Source organism: Paenibacillus sp. J22P51 (assembly GCF_059692215.1).
The window spans coordinates 37,531-55,509 of record NZ_JCAUAZ010000017.1; the positions used below are offsets into that span (position 1 = coordinate 37,531).

Annotated in this window: 15 protein-coding genes and 1 pseudogene; 11 read left to right on the forward strand and 5 right to left on the reverse strand. The window is 44.3% G+C overall.

The genetic code is table 11. The annotated features are described in order from the left end of the window. The first annotated feature begins 92 nt into the window (after positions 1-92). Positions 93-827 carry an MBL fold metallo-hydrolase gene (locus AC58QC_RS25740; protein ID WP_497417902.1) on the forward strand — a complete coding sequence of 245 codons (735 nt, stop codon included), beginning with the start codon at positions 93-95 and terminating at the stop codon, positions 825-827. Between the two features lie 7 nt (positions 828-834). Here AC58QC_RS25740 and AC58QC_RS25745 read toward each other — a convergent pair whose 3' ends face one another. Next, positions 835-1,053, reverse strand: coding sequence for a hypothetical protein (locus tag AC58QC_RS25745; RefSeq protein ID WP_497417903.1), 219 nt, complete (start codon positions 1,051-1,053; stop codon positions 835-837). Between the two features lie 337 nt (positions 1,054-1,390). On the opposite strand from AC58QC_RS25745, the pseudogene AC58QC_RS25750 reads away from it, so the two are divergent. From AC58QC_RS25750 to AC58QC_RS25765, 4 genes and pseudogenes are all read left to right on the forward strand, one after another. Continuing rightward, positions 1,391-1,765, forward strand: a pseudogene (locus AC58QC_RS25750) (GerAB/ArcD/ProY family transporter); the annotation flags it as partial. Further along, the gene (locus AC58QC_RS25755) at positions 1,749-3,047 is read left to right on the forward strand and encodes an NCS2 family permease (protein WP_497417904.1); all 1,299 of its coding nucleotides are present in this window, start codon (positions 1,749-1,751) and stop codon (positions 3,045-3,047) included. The pseudogene AC58QC_RS25750 and the gene AC58QC_RS25755, both read left to right, overlap by 17 nt. A 174-nt stretch (positions 3,048-3,221) precedes the next feature. Continuing rightward, positions 3,222-4,205, forward strand: coding sequence for a YutH/CotS family kinase-like spore coat protein (locus tag AC58QC_RS25760; protein ID WP_497417905.1), 984 nt, complete (start codon positions 3,222-3,224; stop codon positions 4,203-4,205). Between the two features lie 279 nt (positions 4,206-4,484). Beyond that, positions 4,485-6,377 (forward strand): rhamnogalacturonan lyase, encoded by a 1,893-nt coding sequence (locus tag AC58QC_RS25765; RefSeq protein ID WP_497417906.1) that lies wholly within the window; start codon positions 4,485-4,487, stop codon positions 6,375-6,377. Positions 6,378-6,430: 53 nt separating this feature from the next. Here AC58QC_RS25765 and AC58QC_RS25770 read toward each other — a convergent pair whose 3' ends face one another. Next, a complete protein-coding gene (locus tag AC58QC_RS25770; RefSeq protein ID WP_497417907.1) occupies positions 6,431-7,276 on the reverse strand; it encodes a helix-turn-helix domain-containing protein in 846 nt (281 codons plus the stop codon). A 205-nt stretch (positions 7,277-7,481) separates the two neighbouring features. On the opposite strand from AC58QC_RS25770, the gene AC58QC_RS25775 reads away from it, so the two are divergent. Both AC58QC_RS25775 and AC58QC_RS25780 read left to right on the forward strand, forming a co-directional pair. Further along, positions 7,482-8,459, forward strand: coding sequence for a glycoside hydrolase family 43 protein (locus AC58QC_RS25775; protein WP_497417908.1), 978 nt, complete (start codon positions 7,482-7,484; stop codon positions 8,457-8,459). A gap of 69 nt (positions 8,460-8,528) precedes the next feature. Continuing rightward, complete coding sequence (locus AC58QC_RS25780) at positions 8,529-8,867, forward strand: L,D-transpeptidase (protein WP_497417909.1); 339 nt, start codon at positions 8,529-8,531, stop codon at positions 8,865-8,867. 79 nt (positions 8,868-8,946) lie between these two features. On the opposite strand, the gene AC58QC_RS25785 is transcribed toward AC58QC_RS25780, so the two are convergent. Both AC58QC_RS25785 and AC58QC_RS25790 read right to left on the reverse strand, forming a co-directional pair. After that, positions 8,947-10,128 carry an NAD(P)/FAD-dependent oxidoreductase gene (locus AC58QC_RS25785; protein ID WP_497417910.1) on the reverse strand — a complete coding sequence of 394 codons (1,182 nt, stop codon included), beginning with the start codon at positions 10,126-10,128 and terminating at the stop codon, positions 8,947-8,949. A gap of 21 nt (positions 10,129-10,149) precedes the next feature. Next, positions 10,150-10,581, reverse strand: coding sequence for a DUF1641 domain-containing protein (locus AC58QC_RS25790; protein ID WP_497417911.1), 432 nt, complete (start codon positions 10,579-10,581; stop codon positions 10,150-10,152). A 365-nt stretch (positions 10,582-10,946) separates the two neighbouring features. On the opposite strand from AC58QC_RS25790, the gene AC58QC_RS25795 reads away from it, so the two are divergent. From AC58QC_RS25795 to AC58QC_RS25805, 3 genes are all read left to right on the forward strand, one after another. After that, on the forward strand, positions 10,947-13,517 hold the full coding sequence (locus AC58QC_RS25795; protein WP_497417912.1) for a chondroitinase-B domain-containing protein: 2,571 nt from the start codon (positions 10,947-10,949) through the stop codon (positions 13,515-13,517). A 163-nt stretch (positions 13,518-13,680) separates the two neighbouring features. Continuing rightward, positions 13,681-13,935: a hypothetical protein gene (locus AC58QC_RS25800; RefSeq protein WP_497417913.1), complete on the forward strand. Its 255-nt coding sequence runs from the start codon at positions 13,681-13,683 to the stop codon at positions 13,933-13,935. 75 nt (positions 13,936-14,010) lie between these two features. Beyond that, positions 14,011-14,889: a hypothetical protein gene (locus AC58QC_RS25805; RefSeq protein ID WP_497417914.1), complete on the forward strand. Its 879-nt coding sequence runs from the start codon at positions 14,011-14,013 to the stop codon at positions 14,887-14,889. Between the two features lie 91 nt (positions 14,890-14,980). On the opposite strand, the gene AC58QC_RS25810 is transcribed toward AC58QC_RS25805, so the two are convergent. Then, positions 14,981-16,048 (reverse strand): YheC/YheD family endospore coat-associated protein, encoded by a 1,068-nt coding sequence (locus AC58QC_RS25810; protein WP_497417915.1) that lies wholly within the window; start codon positions 16,046-16,048, stop codon positions 14,981-14,983. A gap of 209 nt (positions 16,049-16,257) precedes the next feature. Between AC58QC_RS25810 and AC58QC_RS25815 the strand changes: the two genes are divergently transcribed. Continuing rightward, complete coding sequence (locus AC58QC_RS25815; protein ID WP_497417916.1) at positions 16,258-17,835, forward strand: hypothetical protein; 1,578 nt, start codon at positions 16,258-16,260, stop codon at positions 17,833-17,835. Positions 17,836-17,979 lie beyond the last annotated feature (144 nt).

Here is a 17,979-nt window from a genome sequence, read left to right on the forward strand (position 1 = left end):
TTAAGTAAAGAGACTGTCATCGAGGTTGCATTGTCGCAGCCCAGTAGGCAGTCTTTTTCAAGATATAGTTGAAATCAATCGGAGGCTCTTACATGAAGATAACCGTTCTGGGTAGATGGGGTGCATATCCCAAAGCAGGTGAAGCGACTTCAGGTTACCTGGTGGAAGTAGGCAATCATAAGATTTTACTTGATTGTGGAAGCGGCATTTTGTCTGTTGTACAGAATTATTTGGAGCTCAGTGAATTAACAACGGTGTTTCTCTCTCACCAACATCATGATCATATGGCCGACTTAGGGTGTCTTCAATACGCCTGTTTGATTGATATGGATTTGAAACGCCGAGAGAAGCCGTTAAGAATTATATTAGCTGAAGAAATGGAAGAAGATTGGGCCATGCCTGAAATGAATGGTACGTATGGGATCGGTGTTAACGAGAACGAAAAAGTCTCGTATGTTGACGGAGTCGAGCTATCTTTTTTCCGAACTAATCATGATGCTTATTGCTTGGGAGTTCGGATCGAAGCGGACAACAAAGTACTCGTATATACAGCAGATACCCGCTATGACGAGTCACTCATCCCTCAACTAAGCAATGCAGACTTACTGATTACGGAAGCCTCATTTTATGAAGGATTCAATGCGAGCCAATATGGACATATGACTTCAGTCGAAGCAGGAAATCTCGCTGCAGGAGCAGAAGTCAAATCGCTATTGCTCTCACATTTACCCCACTTTGGAGATATACAAGTATTGAAGAAGGAAGCAGAGACTATGTTTAGCGGGAAAGTATGGTTAGCGGATAGGGGTATGCAGCTAGAGCTATAGTGTGGTTCTATGTTTCTGCACGAAACAAAGTGCCATCATCTCGGAAGTAAAAGGCAATCTCATCGGAAATTGTACTCATTCTAATCAATATTCGAGTGAATTCTTCAATAATTCCCCGGTCGACTTCGCAATAAACACCATTTGCGTCAGTTTGCCAGACAGATACCGTCGTTTGAGATAGCGCGGCTGTAAATAGATCTCCATCCGATGTCAACGTCATTAACATGATTATCGCCCTCTCCTTTTTAATCGTCAGTTGTACCCTTATGGTTCAGTTGTTAATTGAGTATATTCGCAGTTGTGTATGACATGCTCACTAAAGGATATATGTGCTCACAATACTATGTAATTCGAGTCGTTGCCTATTGGTAACGGCTTTTTTCTGTCCATAACAAGAATTGGTGTATGCGTTCACCACGGTTTATCTCCCTACCCAAATGGTCATAATGGGGAAGGGGATGACAATAAGGAGGGACCAACATCATGCCTGATGATGCAACGATTCCTATAGACCCGAATGTTGAAATTAACATAGAACGTATCATTAATATTATCCAACCTACGTACTCGCACAGAAAATAACAATTGGGCATTTTTTGGAGCCTGTAGAGGCGGTAATCGCTTTTCTATGGTTCATTTCAGTGTTTTATAAAACATTACTTATCTATTTCTCACTAACGTCAGGACTTGCCGAACTGTTTCAGTTGAGTGAGAGTCATATGCTGACTATCCCCATTGGCATGATCCTTTTGGTAGGAACGATAGCAGGTACGCCTAATATAACGGTTTATAATGACATTCTCGTAAAGTACTATAATTGGTTCGACATCGTCTTTTGTGTTTTCATACCCTTGTTAGTACTAGTGCTGTTGTATATACGAGATAAACCCAATAAAGGTAGGACAAATGAGGAGGACATCCATGGATCAGCTGTTTAAAATGAAAGAGCGAGGGACAACCATATCCACGGAACTCATGGCGGGTGTGACAACATTTCTAACCATGGTCTATATCGTTATCGTGAATCCAGGGATCCTGAGTACAACTGGTATGGATTTTCACGGTGTATTTATGGCAACTGTACTTGCGAGTATAGTTGCAACGCTCATCATGGGGCTATTTGCGAATTATCCAATCGTGATTGCACCTGGTATGGGATTGAATGCCTACTTTGCTTTTACCGTGGTCGGAGGGAATGGAGTGGCTTGGCAAGTTGCGCTAGGCGCCGTGTTTATCGCAGGCATATTGTTTGTCGTACTGTCACTTACCTCGTTCCGTTATGTCTTGCTTGACGCTATTCCCACCAGCCTCAAACATGCCATAACCGCCGGTATCGGCCTTTTCATCACCTTCATCGGTTTGCAAAATGCGAAAATCATCGTAGGTTCGCCTGCAACCCTACTCACATTAGGTAATTTGAGAGAGCCCATGACTGCCCTTACCTTGATGGGGCTCATTATCTCACTTATTCTGCTAGCGTATCATGTTCGCGGTTATTTATTCTTCGGCATGCTGATTACAGCCGTTCTGGCGTGGATGTTTGGTCTATTAACATTACCAGATACGTTCGTAGCAGCCCCTAGCGGATTAGTTGCGACAGCTTTTCAGCTCGACATTCAGGGTGTTTTTACGGGAGGTTTATACGCGGTTATTTTTACCTTCTTATTAATCACCTTATTCGATACAACAGGGACCATGCTAGGTGTGGCTGAACAAGCAGGTCTTCTCAAGGACAATAAATTCCCACGCTCAAGGGGAGCTCTACTGGCAGATGCGGTTGGCACAACGACGGGTGCACTTCTGGGTACCAGTCCAACTTCCGCGTATATTGAATCCAGTTCAGGTGTTGCAGTAGGTGGAAGAACGGGACTGACTGCGGTCATGGTTTGCCTGTTGCTAGCGTTGACTTTATTCTTTTCGCCAATCATAGCTGTTCTAGCGAGTATTCCGGCCATTACAGCTCCAACTTTAATTATTGTCGGCTTTCTAATGATGAATGTGCTGCGCAAAATCGAATGGCAGGACTTGGAGGAAGCCTTCCCGGCATTCCTGATCGTTGTTTTGATGCCGTTAACGTATAGTATCGCGACAGGTATTGGCATTGGGTTCATCGTGTATCCGATTCTAAAATTTGTTCGAGGGAAGAGGAAGGATGTTCATCCTATTTTTTATTTATTTGCGGTATTGTTTTTTATACAAATCGTCTTCTTCACGCATTAGTAAATGGGTAGAAGATCTAGCAAAGCAGGCGCCGCGGCGAACTGCTTTTTTCGTGTTTCTCAATTCTCTTCATTCTGCATCGTTTCATCCGCTTTCATCCAAACCTTTGTGGACAAGGGGCATAAACTATCAAGAGCAACGATATTGAGAGTCTTGTTACGGGAAGTGGTACAGATGGTTAATGGACTTCTAGCAGCCGTTGAGAGAATGTACACGTTGGCGATCCAACAGATTGAGGTTATTCGTGACACAACTCGAACTTTTGTTGTAAAAGTAACTGCAAACCAAGGCCTTTTTATATTGAAAAGTATATGTACCGATGAGCATCGATTGCAATTTATGCTGGAAGCTGAAGACTTTCTAAGAAACCGAGGTATTCAGATTCCTTACGTATATCCTACCAACGAGAACATGAAATATTTTATCTATAAAGGTGAAATGTATGTCTTACAGCAATGGATTGATGGTGTTCCTTATCCACTTACAAGTTTATCTCAATCTGTTAGGTTAGCCGAAATATTGGGCAACATGCATGCCATTTCAAGGGAGTATCAATCCTCCATTAGTCCACTATGTATTGGCGGTGTCAGATGGGAGCTGGAGTACGAGGAAGCACTTCGATTCTTGGAGAGATGGAAAAAAGACAGTTCCCCTAGAGATGAAGCCTGGCGTTCAGCAGTGCTGGCCTATATAGATTTTTATATTACAACGGGCCAGTATCTGAAAGAGAGGCTTAAGAATAATGCTTGTTTCCTCTCCTGGAAAGATAAAAAGCCAAATTTTGTTCTAAGTCACAATGACTTTCACACTCAAAATATGTTACAGACAGAGTCCTTCGGTGTGTATATCATCGATTGGGAGTTTGTAAGACTGGACTTTCCTTCTAGAGATTTGAATCGGGTATTGTACACGATGTTGAAAAAGTCCACCTCTTGGAACCAACAAGCTTTTGTGAGAGTGATGCGCGCATATCTCAAACAGAATAGGCTCAGCACGCATGAAATGAAGTTGATGTATCTCGATCTGGCTTTTCCACACAATCTATGCCGGAACTTGATTTGGGGAAAATTCAACCGAATGACTGTGAATCAAATACATGGAATTTTACACAAAGAACAACAGAAGACCAATTATCTACTAGATTCATATATAAAATAAGTACGCAAAACAACAGCAGCTCGCTAATTGAGCGGGGCTGTTGTTTTTTCATTTTGCGAGTGACATATAAATCCCAAAAAGTAGCAGTATTGTGCAGGAAGTTAGCCATTGTCTGCATTAATTCCAACATATTTTCACGATATAATGAGGAACGAGACGAAAATGTAAGCGCAATTATATCGGTGGTGAACAATTTGTAGAGGGAGGTGAAACGGGAGGTTAGTTTATGTCCCAGCTAAGTAAATTTCAACTACTACTAACTACCTGGAGGTTGTAGAAATGTTAAAAAACGCTAAGCATCTTATTAAAACAGCTTGCTTCATTACGTTGGGTTCACTCCTCATTTCTTCATTCGGGATCCAAGCACCTTCCGCGCACGCAGCGGTTGCTAGGCAGATGGAGAAATTAGACCGCGGACTTGTTGCCGTCAAGGTAAGCACTGGTGTACTTGTCAGTTGGCGACTTCTAGGTACAGAGGCCGCAAGTACTTCGTTTAACGTCTATCGAAATGGAGTTAAGCTCAATGCTTCACCAATTACGACGAGCACGAATTATCAAGATAACGCTGGAACAACAAGCTCCAGTTATACAGTCAAAGCTGTGGTAGGTGGGGTGGAGCAGGCCGCATCTGCTGCGGCTACGCCATGGGCGAATACTTATCTAGATGTTCCTTTACAGAAACCAGCAGGCGGTACGACACCAGACGGTGTTAACTATACCTATAACGCTAATGACGCAAGTGTTGGAGATGTAGATGGCGACGGTCAATACGAGATCATTTTGAAATGGGATCCTACCAATTCGAAAGACAACTCGCAGGATGGTTACACAGGTGAAGTGTTCGTTGACGCGTATAAGTTGAATGGAACACGGTTATGGCGGATTAGTATGGGCAAAAATATTCGTGCTGGCGCTCACTATACACAATTCATGGTCTATGATTTAGATGGGGATGGCAAATCCGAAATCGCCATGAAAACTGCCGATGGAACGAAGGATGGTACCGGAGTCGTTATCGGCAGCTCAACTGCGGATTATCGGAACAGTGTGGGAAGAGTTCTAACTGGACCTGAATTTCTAACCATATTCGAAGGGGCGACAGGAAAAGTCTTAACTACAACAAGCTACGATCCTCCGCGTGGCACAGTTGGCGATTGGGGCGATACCTATGGCAATCGTGTAGATCGATTCTTAGCGACAGTCGCTTATCTGGATGGGCAAAAGCCAAGCATCGTAATGGCGCGCGGTTATTATACGCGAACTGTACTGGTAGCCTACAATTGGCGGGGCGGCACATTATCCAAACTATGGACCTTTGACAGCAATACCTCTGGCAATTCCGCTTATGCAGGCCAAGGGAATCACAACTTAACAGCCGCCGACGTCGACAATGATGGCAAGGATGAAATTGTATATGGAGCGATGACGATCGATGATAATGGTGCCAAAAAGTACAACACGGCATTAGGCCATGGCGACGCACTTCATGTCGGCGATTTGGATCCGAACTCGGCTGGGCTCGAAGTATTCAAAGTCATGGAAAGCACAAGCGCTGCGTATGGCGCAGCCGTATGGAACGCTGGCACCGGAGCCATCAAGTGGGGTGTGAATACCGGCGCTGACACGGGCAGAGGTATGGCTGCTGATATTGACCCACGATATGCTGGCGAAGAAGTGTGGGCGAGCAATGGTGTCGGTCTGTATCAAATCAACGGTACCAAAATCAGCTCCACCGTTCCTTCCTCCATCAACTATGGCATCTGGTGGGACGGCGATGTTTCCCGTGAGCTCCTTGATCATAATTGGGATGGCACCAACGGCGTTGGCCGGATTGATAAATGGAACTATACTTCGCTCAACACAACGACCTTATTGACGGCAACAGGCACCAATTCCAACAACGGCACCAAAGGGAATCCAAGCTTGCAAGCCGATCTACTAGGCGACTGGCGGGAAGAAGTCATTTGGCGGAAGTCGGACAGTACGGCTTTACGTATTTACGCAACGCCATATGAAACATCTACGCGCCTGTGGACCTTAATGCATGATCCGCTTTACCGTCTAGACATCGCATGGCAGAATGTGGCGTATAACCAGCCTCCTCACACAAGCTTCTACCTAGGCACAGGCATGGCAACGCCAACACAGCCGAATATTTACACCACGCCATAACAACGAGTGGAAGACATAGAGAAACGTTCGGGTAATTCCGGCGTTTCTTTTTCTCATTCTAATCTCAATTGTTGTATGCGCTTTCTAAACACGGCAGGGGATGTTCCATAAAAAGCAGTAAACTGACGGGAGAAATAGAAGGGGTGGTTAAACCCGACTTCCTCTGCAATTTCGGCAATATTTAAAGAGGTTGTCTCAAGTAGTTTTCTTGCTTGTCGTAGTCGTATTTTATTTAACATTTCCATGACGGACTCGCCTGTCTGCGTTTTGAATAGATGCGCGAATCTAGAAGGAGAAAGGTTGACCAGTGCTGCCAATTCTGCAACCGTATAGGGTTGGTTATAATGCTGTGAGATGAATTGTATCGTGTGATCTACACGTGTATCCAGTGGATACTGTGTCTGTAGGACACTTTTGGAAATGAGAAGGAGGTTTTCTTCTAAAGCGTTGATGGCCAATCTTTCTGAGAAATGATCCGTTTCTTCGTTATATTGAATCAAATTGTGAAAGGCACCTGTTAAGCGGACTAATTCTTTCTCTGTATCAAAGCGAGCAAATCGTATTCCTTTAATCACCTCTGGCAAATGTAAAAGAGGTAACCATTCCTCCTTGGGGACAAAATGACACCAAAAAAACTCCCATAGGGTATTCTCTGGCGTTCCATAAAAATGGGGAGTGCCTGGTGTAATTAAAGTTACCTCACCTTGCTGGCATTCGTAGGTTTCCTTTCCATTGTTAAATAAACCTCGGCCTTTTAACGTCAATGTCAAATAATAATCTTTCGTACCGTTGGAGCGCTTGACCTTGTAGCCAAAGGACTGCCGATAATGTCCAGAAATTAGCTTTCCGGGGATGGTAGTCAGATTCTCAGTAGCAGAAAAGGAAATGAATTCAGTCATTGTAAGGTCGCCTCCAATTCCCAGATACCTACTAGTATATAGGAATTTATAGGAAAATAAATCGGTATTTTCGTCATGTCTACTGACATAAAAAGGAAGGTGCGAATACTTAACGAATACTATAGCTTAGTTTTTATCTAAATCTAAACAACTATTGATGAAAAGAAGTTTTCTCTGCGAATCTATGAAATGGAGTTGATTTCTGTTGCCTATTTATAATGCGGCTTGCGATGTACACAACCCGCAAAAGGGTCACCGTTTGGCGGATATTCCTGCACACGATCCATACGTTTTGGCTGACAGCCGCAGCGGAATGTATCACTTATATACCGGTGGTTCACCACGGTTGCACGGAATGGAACGATACGGGGTTATCACGTACAAAAGCACAAATTTATCCGAGTGGGAAGGACCCTATATCGTATTCACCGTGCCCGATGGCGGGTGGGCCCATCCGCAGCATGGCGCCTGGGCGCCTGAAGTCCATGCGTATAACGGACGCTTCTACCTTTTTGTCACCTTGCATAACAATGAAAAACGACTGGAAGGCGAGCCTGTGAATGGGTATTCCAAGCATTGGAGAGGGAGCGTCATAGCCGTCAGCGAGTCACCAGAAGGACCGTTCACATTGTTGAAAGATGATTCACATCTGCTGCCGGAAAAGATGATGACATTAGACGGAACTTTATATGTAGAAGAGGGCGTCCCTTGGATGGTTTATTGTCATGAGTGGATCCAGACGATTGACGGTACGATTGAAGGCGTTCGATTAAAGAATGATTTGTCCGAAGCAGTCGGAGAACCGATTCGTCTGTTCAACGCATCAGAAGCACCATGGATCAACGAAGATGAACTACCAGAAGGCGACATTCGTGCTTATGTAACAGATGGATGCCAATTATACCGAACGAAGAACGGTCGATTAATCATGCTTTGGTCAAGTTATCAGTCGGGCAGCTATGTGCAGACCATCGCTCGATCCCAAACCGACAAACTAGAAGGTCCTTGGGAACAACTCCCTCCATTAGTGAAAGAAGATAGCGGACATGGGATGCTGTTCCAAACATTTGCAGGAACTTGGATGTTAATCCTTCATCAGCCGTTCAAAATGCCTGATTCGAGGTGCAAGCTGTTTGAAATGGAAGACACGGGGGATAGCTTCAGTGTGCGGCAGCTTCGTTGATGTGATATTGTTCAACATATCACTTCCGAAACGAGGCATGCATAGCATGGTTCTTAGGAGGGGATATGAATGCCAAAATATCGTATTATCGTCGATTTGTCCGACCGGGACCTGTATTTGCTTGATGGTAATATCGTTGTCAGGTCTTTCCCGGTAGGAATTGGCAAGATGGTTACGAAGACGCCGAAGGGTGAATTTACGATAATAAATAAACAAGCCAACCCCGGAGGTCCGTACGGAGCTTTTTGGATGGGCTTATCTAAACCCCATTACGGCATCCACGGAACTAACGATCCTTCCACGATCGGAAGGGAAATCAGTCACGGTTGTATCCGAATGTACAATGAGGATGTGCTGCAGCTCGCAGATCTTGTTCCTATAGGGACACGGGTTACGATTCGTCCTTAAGTTTGGCTAACATATTTGCATATGTGATAAAAAAAGATGTCCCACAAAGCCATTAGGCTGTGGGACATCTTTCATTATGTTAATAGGCTAAAGCGAAGAGACCATGAATATGAGATAAATAGCGTACGTTACTTGCTTCTTTCATCAGCGTCGCAGGTAAACCTTTCAGCTGGGTATTCTTGCCACCGATCGTACCGATGCCGTCTTTACGTCCTAGGCTGCCCAAGGTTCCGGAGAATACAGGTACGAATTTCTCCATCACGCCGCCTTTTAATTGTACAGACAAGTTGTATCCAACGGTTTCACCCATTTGCCAAGCAAGCTGAGCCGTAGGAGGGTAAGGTCTTTCACTTCCTTCTGGGAAGACAACAGCGCAATCACCCGCTAAGAAGATATCGTTGTGCGACGTGGATTGCAGTGTCGATGTTACCGTTGCGCGACCGCGATCTTCTGCAATCCCACAGCTGCCGACAACCTGGTTGCCTTTGACGCCGCCAGTCCAAATAATCGTATTAGACTCAATCGTTTGCCCACTTTTCAGCGCCACCGTATTTTTCGTAGCCTCTGTGATCGCAACACCTGTCAAGAAAGTAACGCCGCGCTTCTCAAGGCTCGTTACTGCGCGTTCAATGAGTACTTGTGGGAATACGGGTAGAATGGCAGGTCCAGCTTCAACACAGTAGATCGAAATATCATTGAAGTCGATGCCTTTGCTGCGGCAAACTTCAGGCAATTTATCAGCGAATTCACCAACAAGCTCAACGCCTGTAAGACCGCCGCCACCAACAACAATCGTTGCATCGGCTTTATTGCCAGAAGTTTTATAAGCGTCCAAACGAGCTTCAACATGCTCTCTAATGCGGTTAGCGTCAGCAGCTGATTTCAGAATAAAGCTGTTCGCTTCCAAACCTGGAATACCAAAGTAATTCGTTTCGCTGCCCAGCGCAACTACAAGCGCATCGTATGTATGTACTGCTCCGCTACTAGTATGGACTTGTTTGTCACCAGGTTTAATTTCTTTAATGGTGTCAACGACGATATTCACATTTTTGTCGCCTAGCAATTTTTGAAGTGGAAGAGCAACGGCTTGCTCTTTAATCGTGCCGCCGGCTAATCGATGTAATTCCGTAATGATTTGGTGAGTTGAAAATTTGTTGATAATCGTAATGTTTGCTTCTGAAGATGTCAAATGTTTACGGGCTGTTAACGCGGTCAAGAGACCACCGTAACCACCGCCAAGTATAAGTATTTGTTTAGCCATCGTTATCATCCCTTGTCCGGATTAATTTTTTCTTTCAGCGAGTACATTTAAGAATGCTTGAGCAAAACGAAGTGTTTTCTGCACTTCAGGGTCCTTCAACATTTTCAGCATACCGAAAAGACCGATGGTTGTTCCCACGTCAGCCTGTGACCTTTCACCAGCTTCAATGGCCGCCGATGCAATGTTTTTCGCTTTCTCTTGAACAGGTTTTACGAATTCACCAATACCTTGTGCAAAATCGTTGATTAGAACTTTGTCAGTCGCAACGTTTTGAGCGAAATCGTAGGCTTTCGTTAGCATAGTAACCATTTCAGCTAATTTCGGAAGATTATCTACCAGAAGTGTCAGTGATTGTTGCACCTCGGGCTTCAATAATTGGTCAAGTACGTCTAATGATTTGGGTTCAGCAGCAAGCGTTGCTGCTACTTCTTGATCTAATGTTGTCTGTGACATCTGACAATCCTCCTTATGCTTAGAAAAAAACGTATTACACTATTCTACACCTTTTGACAATTAATTTATAAAAGCAAATATTTCAAATTCATGAACATCTCCTGAATAAAACACAACAATACCTAGAATAATCCCTGTCTATCTAACTCAGATTGATTTTATAATGAAGTTGTTAACCTGATTGGTAATTGTTGGATTAAGTTAACGGGAAGGAATTTATTTTGTAAAAGGAGTTGAGTGGGAAGCTTTATACGGAGACACGCAGCGAGGCATTTTGCTTTTGACAACTAGAAAGCGCATACAAAAGAGGAGGCTCATATTAATAACTTCAGCTAATGAACATTAAACTTAAGGAGCAAACAAACATGAAAATCGTAAAGTCGAAAAAAATGATTCCTTTTGCACTTAGTTGTATGCTTTCATTCTCTCTACTTCCACTAGCGACACCCGCATTCGCAGCGACACTGTTAAGTGATAATTTTGAATCCTACAGTAGCTTCCCATCAGGGGGATGGACGAACGCTTCGGGGAACGGAACTTGGAGTATTGCGACGGATGGAAGCAAGGTTGCGACACAGACTTCATCCACTTCTAATACGTATATCATGACAAATGGTACCTCTTCTTGGAGTAATTATACATATTCAGCCAAAGTGAAAGTGGGTTCTACGAGTGTACGAAATGGGATTGTTGCCCGATATACAAATGGGAATAACTACTATTTCCTGATTCTATATAATGGGAATTTACTTTTGAATAAAAAAGTAAGCGGTTCCACGACGACGATTCAGCAGGTTCCGTTCGCTGCGAATACTTCATCTTTTTATAATCTACAGCTGGAAGTGAATGGGACGTCAGTCAAAGGTTATGTGGACGGGGTATTATTGGTTCAAGGGACAGATAGCAGCCTAACAAATGGCGTTCCTGGGTTTTATGCGAATGGCATAGCGGAATATGACGACGTATCGGTGACGGACAGTGCCGTAAGTGATACGCAAGCTCCAACTGTGCCAACAGGACTATCGGCAACGGCAGCCTCCAGCAGCCAAATTAACTTGAGCTGGACACCCTCCACGGATAACGTTGGTGTGACAGGCTACGATGTTTATCGTGAGGGCTCACTCGTGGGATCATCCGTTACGACTTCCTATAGTGATTCTGGCTTGAGCGCTTCAACTGCTTATACCTATTCGATTAAAGCGAAGGACGCAGCTGGTAACGCATCTGCAGCAAGCAGCTCAGCAAGTGCAACAACCCAAGCGGCTTCAAGTGATACGCAAGCTCCAACAGCACCAACGGGACTTACTGCTACTGCCATTTCGAGCAGCCAAATTAACCTGAGCTGGACGGCATCGACGGATAATGTCGGCGTTACTGGCTACGATATTTATCGTGCCGGTTCACTTGTAGGATCATCTGCTACGACATCGTATAGCGATTCAGGCTTGAGTGCATCAACGGCCTACAGCTACACTGTAAAAGCAAAGGACGCAGCGACGAATACGTCTGCAGCCAGCAGCACAGCTTCCGCAACAACGCAAGCAAGCGGTGGCGGTACGGTTGTTAATGTCTCTACATCCGCCCAGCTGACATCTGCCATTAGCAGTGCGACAGCAGGTACCACCATTGTTCTTGCTAACGGTACATATACCAACGGCGGTAATTTTAGCATCAACGGTAAAAATGGAACGGCTTCGAACCCGATTACCATTAAAGCAGCCAATACGGGACAAGCTATCATTTCGGGTGGGGCGTATTTTGTAGTAACCAGCTCCTCTTATGTGACGATTGAAGGCTTGAAATTTACGAACACAGGCAATACTGCAGTAAAATTGGATCAAAGCAATAACATCCGTGTTACTCGTAATACATTTGCACTTACCGAAAATGGGAACTCACTCAAATGGGTGTACATCGGAGGCGCGAATAGCCATCACAATCGAATTGATCACAACGAATTCGGACCTAAGCATGATTTGGGTAATTTTATTACCGTTGATGGTTCTTCAACGCAAATTTCGCAATATGATACCATCGAATATAACTACTTCCACGATATTGGTCCTCGTGCAACGAATGAAATGGAAGCGATTCGCTTAGGTGTCAGTACATTATCCATGTCCAATGCTTATGCGACGATTCAGTACAATCTTTTTGAAAACTGCGACGGCGATCCTGAATATATTTCTGTAAAAAGCGGAAATAACACGGTTCGATTTAATACGTTCCGCAACTCGCAAGGTGTTCTATCTTCTAGACATGGGCATGCTCAGAGCTTCTATGGGAACTTCTTCCTTGGTGATGGGGTGAAATCGGGCATCGGTGGTATCCGTTTGTATGCCAATGATCATAAAGTTTTCAATAATTATTTTGAAAATTTAACAGGCAGTGGTTATTCGGATGCGATTAACGTAGATGGCGGAGATTTCGATGGAGGCACGAACGGAACTACCTATACGAGCTCCGATTTAAGTAAACACTGGAGAGTTTACCGTGCCCAAATTGTGAATAATACAATCGTAAATAGCACAACAGGTATCGTGATCGGCGGTAATTACACACAAGCGCCAGTTGATAGCACCATTGCTAACAATATCGTGAAAAATTCAACCGGTACGCTGTATAATCAGGTGAAAACAAGTAATACCTCGTTCCAAGGTAACATTGGTTACGGCTCCACATTAAGCAATGTGGCTAGAACAACAGCTGAAATTAACAACGTGAATCCACTGTTCACGACATCAGGTGGGTTACAGAAGCTCTCTAGTTCTAGCCCGGCAATTAACGCTTCGACAGGTTCATTTACATTTGTAACCACGGACATGGATGGTCAAAACCGTTCAGGAACAAATGATGTTGGGGCGGATGAGTATGCAACAAGTTCAGTTGTCAATGTACCTTTGACCACATCCAATGTAGGGCCGCTTGCTCCGTAATTTTAACAAAGGGATGCTATACGTGATAAGCGTATGGCATCTTTTTTTGAGAATAACCAGATGACTGAATGTTCGAATGAATGTTTATTGTCATAAAGGACTTAACTCATTTACAGCGAATACAATATTTGTAATACATGTCGCGTAAATGGGGATGGATGTTATGACGTTTTTTTGGATATTTTTCTTGGTTGCCATTATTGGCGTAATTGTTTCACTTGTTTCGCAAAGTGGTGGATCAAGCGGCGGGCATCACAACTCAGATTCGAATATTAACTTTAACAGCGATAATATCGACAATAGTAGTTCAAGCATTACAGACACTAGCAGTAGTTGGAGTTCAGATAACGGCAGTAGTGGCGGATTTGATAGCAGCAGTAGCGGTAGTAGTGATAGCGGGACAAATAGTAGTACTTAGAGAATCCTTCGGGGTTCTTTTTCTTGCTTATAAACGTCTATATAGATAGAAATACTTTGGAAGAAGGTGTTGAGTTTGAAATATTGCAGAGTAATGATATGCACTATATTATCCCTTATTTTTATTGTTGGGTGTGAGCAAGAAGCCGTACCTGTGGAGCAAGCAGCACCAAGTGCAACATTTGAGACTGTACAAAGTCAACTCACTCAAAAAATAGATGAGTTAACCAGAATTATAGCCGAACTCAAACATGAGGCTGTCAATCTGGATGAAATTGTCACAAATCAGCCTTGGTTAAATCAATTTAAGCAACCAGGAAAGTCGATATTAAGCTTAAAAGTAACACTAGCAGGCAATGATGAAACTTCCGTTAATGTGACTGATCGCAGGATACTCCAAGCTTTTTCCAACGAATTGGTCATTCAGCGTGAGCTATTCGGGCTAAATTCTGGCGGCAGCTACAACTCGGACATTCTTCCTTGCAATTATCAAATCAAATTTGAGAACAATGAAACGTATGGTATTACCGTACCTGCACGCGGAGTTCTCACATTCGATCAACTGCCTAATCATGCTTTCGGAACAAGTCCGTATCTGCACCAACTATGCAAAGCGTTAGTGAAGAAACCTAACTTCCTGCCTGATCAAACGTTATTCGCCAAAATGGCCGCGAGTGGCATGTTAATTACGGATTCAGATGGGGTTATCTTCTTCTCAGAAAACCGCATTCAGGGCGTCATTTATACCTTGTTAAAAGCTCAGATCAATATGATTCCGCGTCCATTGGATGCAGGTGATTCAGATGAGAGCCTATTATTCTATTCCTATGGCGACAAAATAACGATGAAACTGTTCAATGAATGTATCCAGATTTTAGCCGGTGAAGAGGAAGTTTGGTACAAAGTGGATAAAGATGTATCACTGCAGATCAGAAGTGTACTCAGTGCAGGTTAGCAGGGGGAAGACAGGAATAGGCTCGGATTCCGAGCCTAACGCATGACGTGAGTGGGAAATTCGTACGCATGAATAAAATGAAAAAACGAACTCATCGATCTCTTGCAGCGATGAGTTCGTTTATTTTTGATTGAGTAAGATAATAAGCATATTCCATTGGTCTTCGATACAGATCCTTATGTTTAAAACCCTTAAGATCTTCGTAAATATTTTTTTGGGGCTTTCCGTTAAGCTCAATTATCCATAGCTTACTTTGTTTGTCCAATACAAAATCTACACTCAATTCTCCCAATGAACCCATAAGAGCTTCTGCTTCTTGAGCGGCCATTACACTTACTTCATTCAGAGACTGTAGGATTTCATTTGCTTTTTCAGGCGAAAGTAGTCGCGGGAGAATGTCTGCTACATCATAAACGCGTTCACACATACTAGTGTTAAAGTAATGCTCGAATGCCACTCTACAAGTGATGTTGTAAATCATCCATTGCCCAATATTCCCCTTTTGAACAAGGACCCGGATGTCAAAATATTGACGATCGAGTTGACTCATTCGAATACCTTGCTGGACCATATATTTCTGTCGTCCAAGAAGTTCATCTAATTTTTCCTGAATGCTTTCATTACTCCTGCAAATTACTCTTGGAGCTAAGCTGTGCAATGAAATGTGAATATCTTTATTATCCAGACGTTCAATTCGATAGACAGACGCCCCTTTAGATCCATAAATCGGCTTTATAAAGAGAAGATTATGTTTGTCTAATAGTTGTGATATATTCACTTCATTATATTGAAATGTGTCGGGTACATATTGCGAAAGACTCGATTGTTGTATCTGGTTATAGAGGTCCCATTTATTAAAATGATTGATTATATTGAAACACTTATTCTTACCTATTATTTTCTCTAGGCGTTGAATGGTCATTGAGTCTTTGTTATAACAACGGTTATAGACGACACGAGGGAAAGGAAACATACTTTGTATCCATTGGCCATTTTTCAGGCTAAGTCCAATAATACGTTGCTTTTTCCAATGTATATCTGCTGGAGTGAAAGCAAAAAGTCTCAGGTTTTGATTTTGAAAACGTTGACAAAGACCCAAAATTCTTTTCCTACTATTCCTTTTGGTTACCATAATACCTATTAACGGGCGCTTGTCCATTCCTATCACTCCCTAGCCATCGATCCATCTTTAATAAATAATGCTAGCGCGGTCATTTTGGTATGGGACAATCACATAAAAGAGTTGATTTTTGTTGAGTAATTAGTTTTATTTTCCACTTTTGATAATTTGATAGGCATTTACTGTGTCTATCTATTTAGGCTTTTAATATGATGAAATACGTTTGAAAATAGGGAGATGAGATTAGTATGGGGAAATGTAATTGCCCACCAGGTCCTCCAGGGCCAGAGGGACCACGAGGGCCCCAAGGACCTACGGGGACACCAGGGGCAGCAGGTCCTGCGGGAGCAACAGGACCAGTAGGAGCAGCGGGAGCAGCGGGAGTTACGGGAGCAACGGGACCAGAAGGACCGAGAGGTCACAAAGGGAAAGAAGGGCCAGAAGGGCCCCGAGGTCACAAAGGGCCAGAGGGACCAACAGGACCAAGAGGTCACCAAGGACCAGAAGGACCAGAAGGACCAGAAGGACCAGAAGGACTAGCAGGATCGACTGGATCAATGGGACCAACGGGACCTATGGGGCCAACGGGAACAGCTGGTGCAGCGGGATCGATGGGACCTATGGGACCAATGGGGCCTGCGGGGCCAACGGGAACAGCGGGAACAGTGGGTGCAACAGGAGCTACAGGTACAGGAGCTACGGGATCAACGGGAGCAACCGGCCCAGGGGGAGCAACGGGAGCTACAGGTACAGGAGCTACGGGATCAACGGGAGCAACCGGCCCAGGGGGAGCAACAGGAGTTACAGGCCCAGCGGGTGGTCCGCCGGGACCAACAGGATCAACTGGACCAGCGGGAGCTGCAGGAGCTGCAGGAGCTGCAGGGGCTACAGGTATAGGAGCTACGGGATCAACAGGAGCAACCGGCCCAGGGGGAGCAACAGGAGTTACCGGCCCAGCAGGAGCTGCAGGAGCTACAGGAGCGACAGGTATAGGAGTTACGGGATCAACGGGAGCAACCGGCCCAGCGGGAGCAATAGGGGTTACAGGCCCAGCAGGAGGTCCACCGGGACCAACAGGAGCAACGGGGCCAGCAGGAGGTCCACCGGGACCAACAGGAGCAACAGGCCCAGCAGGAACAGCAGGAACAGCGGGTGCGGCTGGACCAACTGGAGCAACGGGTACAGCTGGAGCAGCAGGTGCAGCAGGTCCGACCGGAGCAACGGGAACGGCTGGAACAGCGGGAGCAGCAGGTCCAACCGGAGCAACAGGACCAGCGGGTGCTGCTGGAGGATTAATTCCATTTTCAACGGGTATCATCCTCATTGGTGCTACAGTCGTATCAGCTGCTCCAATTTTAATGGGTTTTGGTAATCGCGCGGTTGAAGTTATTAACGTTTCTGGAGAATCAACTATGCCACCAGAAGCAGGTGGTTTCGCATTCCCAGTTCCCTTTAACGGTACCGTTCGAAATCTACAAATAAGCGCAGATTTATTGGTTGCTTCAGTGGCTTCGATTAATGTGACACCTCTTGTATATGAGTTCACAGTGTTCAAAGCACCTTCATCTCCTAATAATGGGGTTAGTCATATTGCTTCACAATACTTGACGACTGCGCTGACTAGCTCGCTTACTTTTGGAGGTTCTGGTAATCCGGTTACTGCTGGTCTTTTCTATGCAGCAACCAATATAAATCTCAATACATTAAATGTCTTAGAGGGTGATCGTATTGGTATTCGTATAAGGACGAATGTAGCATCTAATGCCTCAGCAGCTGATATTACCCAGCTCTCATTTAGTGCCAGTCTATCTTATACTCCTTCTTAAATTAACGTAGCCGCAAATAATGTAAAAACTGTTTGGTTAAAAAACTTCCCAAATAAGCTGCCGCGTGCCATGTCTTTTTCATACAACGTCAGAATGAACAGCTTTGCCATCGGCAGAGCTGTTTTTGTCTGAATCGGTTATAAT

What these genes read in the sequence shown, in the direction of transcription:
- AC58QC_RS25740 (WP_497417902.1), top strand. Translation starts at nt 93, where the DNA reads ATGAAGATAACCGTTCTGGGTAGATGGGGTGCATATCCCAAAGCAGGT.
- AC58QC_RS25745 (WP_497417903.1), bottom strand. Translation starts at nt 1,053, where the DNA reads ATGTTAATGACGTTGACATCGGATGGAGATCTATTTACAGCCGCGCTA.
- AC58QC_RS25755 (WP_497417904.1), top strand. Translation starts at nt 1,749, where the DNA reads ATGGATCAGCTGTTTAAAATGAAAGAGCGAGGGACAACCATATCCACG.
- AC58QC_RS25760 (WP_497417905.1), top strand. Translation starts at nt 3,222, where the DNA reads ATGGTTAATGGACTTCTAGCAGCCGTTGAGAGAATGTACACGTTGGCG.
- AC58QC_RS25765 (WP_497417906.1), top strand. Translation starts at nt 4,485, where the DNA reads ATGTTAAAAAACGCTAAGCATCTTATTAAAACAGCTTGCTTCATTACG.
- AC58QC_RS25770 (WP_497417907.1), bottom strand. Translation starts at nt 7,276, where the DNA reads ATGACTGAATTCATTTCCTTTTCTGCTACTGAGAATCTGACTACCATC.
- AC58QC_RS25780 (WP_497417909.1), top strand. Translation starts at nt 8,529, where the DNA reads ATGCCAAAATATCGTATTATCGTCGATTTGTCCGACCGGGACCTGTAT.
- AC58QC_RS25785 (WP_497417910.1), bottom strand. Translation starts at nt 10,128, where the DNA reads ATGGCTAAACAAATACTTATACTTGGCGGTGGTTACGGTGGTCTCTTG.
- AC58QC_RS25790 (WP_497417911.1), bottom strand. Translation starts at nt 10,581, where the DNA reads ATGTCACAGACAACATTAGATCAAGAAGTAGCAGCAACGCTTGCTGCT.
- AC58QC_RS25795 (WP_497417912.1), top strand. Translation starts at nt 10,947, where the DNA reads ATGAAAATCGTAAAGTCGAAAAAAATGATTCCTTTTGCACTTAGTTGT.
- AC58QC_RS25800 (WP_497417913.1), top strand. Translation starts at nt 13,681, where the DNA reads ATGACGTTTTTTTGGATATTTTTCTTGGTTGCCATTATTGGCGTAATT.
- AC58QC_RS25810 (WP_497417915.1), bottom strand. Translation starts at nt 16,048, where the DNA reads ATGGACAAGCGCCCGTTAATAGGTATTATGGTAACCAAAAGGAATAGT.
- AC58QC_RS25815 (WP_497417916.1), top strand. Translation starts at nt 16,258, where the DNA reads ATGGGGAAATGTAATTGCCCACCAGGTCCTCCAGGGCCAGAGGGACCA.